2 protein-coding genes are annotated in these 3,070 nt (G+C 72.1%); one reads left to right on the top strand and one right to left on the bottom strand.

Annotated elements, in window-relative coordinates; translation table 11 throughout:
• Positions 1 to 1,433, bottom strand: a 1,433-nt coding sequence (gene guaB, locus Q0112_RS16650; protein WP_297977108.1) for an IMP dehydrogenase, incomplete at its 3' end; no start/stop codon positions are given.
• Positions 1,434 to 1,591: 158 nt separating this feature from the next.
• On the opposite strand from guaB, the gene Q0112_RS16655 reads away from it, so the two are divergent.
• Complete coding sequence (locus Q0112_RS16655; RefSeq protein WP_297977109.1) at positions 1,592 to 2,998, top strand: FAD-linked oxidase C-terminal domain-containing protein; 1,407 nt, start codon at positions 1,592 to 1,594, stop codon at positions 2,996 to 2,998.
• The last annotated feature ends 72 nt before the right edge of the window (positions 2,999 to 3,070 follow it).

A 3,070-nucleotide genomic window follows, 5' to 3' on the forward strand; every position in this document is an offset into this window, starting at 1 on the left:
CTCTCCCGGGTGATCTGCACGTCGTGCACATGGCTCTCCCGGAGCCCCGCCCCGGTGATGCGGACGAAGCGGCAGCCGGAGCGCATCGCCTCGATGGTGGCGTTCCCGGTGTAGCCCATCGCCGCGCGCAGGCCGCCGACGAGCTGGTGGAGGACGGTCCCGACCGCTCCCTTGTAGGGGACCTGGCCCTCGATCCCCTCCGGGACGAGCTTGTCGGCCGAGGCCTCCTTCTGGAAGTAGCGGTCGGCCGACCCCCGCGCCATCGCCCCGACCGAGCCCATGCCGCGGTAGGCCTTGAAGCTCCGGCCCTGGAAGAGGACGACCTCGCCCGGCGCCTCCTCGGTGCCGGCGAGGATCGAGCCCACCATGGCGCAGTGCGCCCCGGCGGCGATCGCCTTGGCGAAGTCGCCGGAGAACTTTATCCCGCCGTCGGCGATGACCACCTGGCCGGTCTTCTCCGCCTCGCCGGCGCAGTCGAGGATCGCCGTCATCTGCGGCACCCCGACGCCCGCGACGATGCGCGTGGTGCAGATCGAGCCGGGGCCGATGCCGACCTTGACCGCATCGACGCCCGCGTCGATCAGCGTTCGCGTCGCCCCGGCGGTGGCGACGTTGCCGGCGACGATCTGCACTGCGTTCGAATGTCGCTTCAGCCGCTCGACCGCCTCGGCGACGCTGCGCGAATGCCCGTGCGCGGTGTCGATCACCACCACGTCGACGCCGGCCTCGACCAGCGCCACCGACCGCTCGAAGCCTGCGTCGCCGACCGTCGAGGCCGCCGCCACGCGCAGCCGCCCGAGATCGTCCTTGGCGGCGAGCGGGTTCAGCACCGCCTGCTCGGTGTCCTTGAGCGTCAGGAGCCCGCTCAGCCGGCCGCCCTGGTCGACCACCAGCAGCTTCTCGATCCGCCGCGCCTCCATCATCCGCTTGGCCTCGCCGAGATCGGCCGGCTCGCGCAGCATGGCGAGGTTCTCGCCGGTCATCATCGCGCTCACCGGCGTGGCGTCGTCGGTCGCGAAGCGCATGTCGCGGTTGGTGACGATGCCGAGCACGACACCGCGCTCGTCGACCACCGGGAAGCCGGTGATCCGGTAGCGTTCCTGCAGCTCCTTGGCGTCCTTGAGCGTCTGGTCGGGCCGGAGCGTCACTGGCGCATAGACGACGCCCGAGACGAAGCGCTTCACCCGCTGCACCTCGGCGGCCTGCGCCTCGACCCCGAGGTTGCGGTGGATGACTCCCATGCCGCCCGCCTGCGCCATGGCGATCGCCATGCGCGATTCGGTCACCGTGTCCATCGCGGCGCTGATGAGCGGGATGTTGAGGGTCACGGTCGCGGTCAGCCTGGTGCGAGTGTCGGCCTGGGCCGGCAGCACCTCCGAAGGCCCGGGCACCAGGAGCACGTCGTCGAATGTCAGGGCTTCGCGCAGTTCCATCGCCTGAGTGTCCCCGCTGAAGATGAGGCCCGTCCTATCCCATGCACGCACGGAAATGGAAAGTGCATTGCGCCCCCCCCCCCGCGGCCGCTGTTTTGCCGGCGCCGGGGATCGGCTATCAGGGACGGGACGGCCAGCGCGGGCGGGGGGAGGAAGAGATGCAGCAGGAGAGCGCCGCCTTGGCGGGGCGGGGCGACACGGCGGCGGCGATCGCGGAGCTTTCGGCGCTCATCGGCGAGCGGCTCTCGACCGCGGCGGCGGTGCGCGAGCAGCACGGCAAGGATCTGACCTGGCACGCCGGCCACCCGCCGGACGCGGTCGCCTTCGCGCGCTCGACCGAGGAGGTCGCCCGGATCGTCGCGATCTGCGCGCGGCACCGGGTGCCGGTCATCGCCTACGGCACCGGGACCTCGCTCGAGGGGCATATCGAGGCGCTGCGCGGCGGGGTGACGATCGACCTCGCCGGCATGGACGCGATCCTCGAGGTCAATGCCGCCGACCTCGACTGCCGTGTGCAGGCGGGGGTGACGCGGAGCCGGCTCAACGCCGAGCTGCGCGACACCGGGCTCTTCTTCCCGATCGATCCCGGGGCGGACGCCTCGCTCGGCGGCATGGCGGCGACGCGGGCGAGCGGGACGAACGCGGTGCGCTACGGCACCATGCGCGAGGCGGTGCTGGGGCTGACAGGGGTGACGGCAGACGGGCAGGTGGGCCGGACCGGCGGGGGGGCGCGGAAGTCGGCGGCGGGCTATGACCTCACCCGGCTCTTCGTCGGCTCGGAGGGGACGCTCGGGATCATCACCGAGGTGCAGCTCCGCCTCTGGGGCATCCCGGAGGCGATCTCGGCGGCCGCCTGCTCCTTCGCCTCGCTGGCGGGGGCGGTCGACACGGTGATCGCCACGATCCAAGCCGGGGTGCCGATCGCGCGCATCGAGCTGCTCGACGAGGTGCAAGTCAGGGCCTGCAACCGGCATTCCGGGCTCGACCTGCCGGAGACGCCGACGCTCTTCTTCGAGTTCCACGGCTCCGGGGCCGGGGTGGCCGAGCAGGTCGAGTTCGTCGGCGAGATCGCCGGCGAGCACGGCGGGGCGGGCTTCCGCTGGGCGAGCCGCACCGAGGAGCGCAACCGGCTCTGGGCGGCGCGCCACGCCGCCTTCTGGGCCTGCCGCGAGCTGCGCCCCGGGGCCGAGGCGCGGGCGACCGACGTCTGCGTGCCGATCTCGCGGCTGGCCGAGTGCATCCTCGCGACCCGGGCCGACATCGACGCGGAGAAGCTGCTCGGGCCGATCGTCGGGCACGTCGGGGACGGCAACTTCCACGTCACCTTCCTGATCGACCCGAACGATCCGGGCGAGGCCGAGCGGGCCGAGGCGGTCAGCGACCGCATGGTGCGCCGGGCGCTCGCCATGGGCGGCACCTGCACCGGCGAGCACGGCGTCGGCTATGGCAAGATGGCCTATGTCGAGGCCGAGCATCCCGAGGGGGTGGTGCTGATGCGCAAGCTGAAGCGCGCCCTCGATCCCGACGACATCCTGAACCCGGGCAAGGTGATCCGCCTCGACTGAGGCCGCGGGGCGCAGGGTGGGCGCGCGCGCCCACCCTGCTATGATACTGGTTCCATTAGACAATCCAGATCA

Source organism: uncultured Amaricoccus sp., from assembly GCF_937858865.1.
Taxonomy (GTDB): domain Bacteria; phylum Pseudomonadota; class Alphaproteobacteria; order Rhodobacterales; family Rhodobacteraceae; genus Amaricoccus.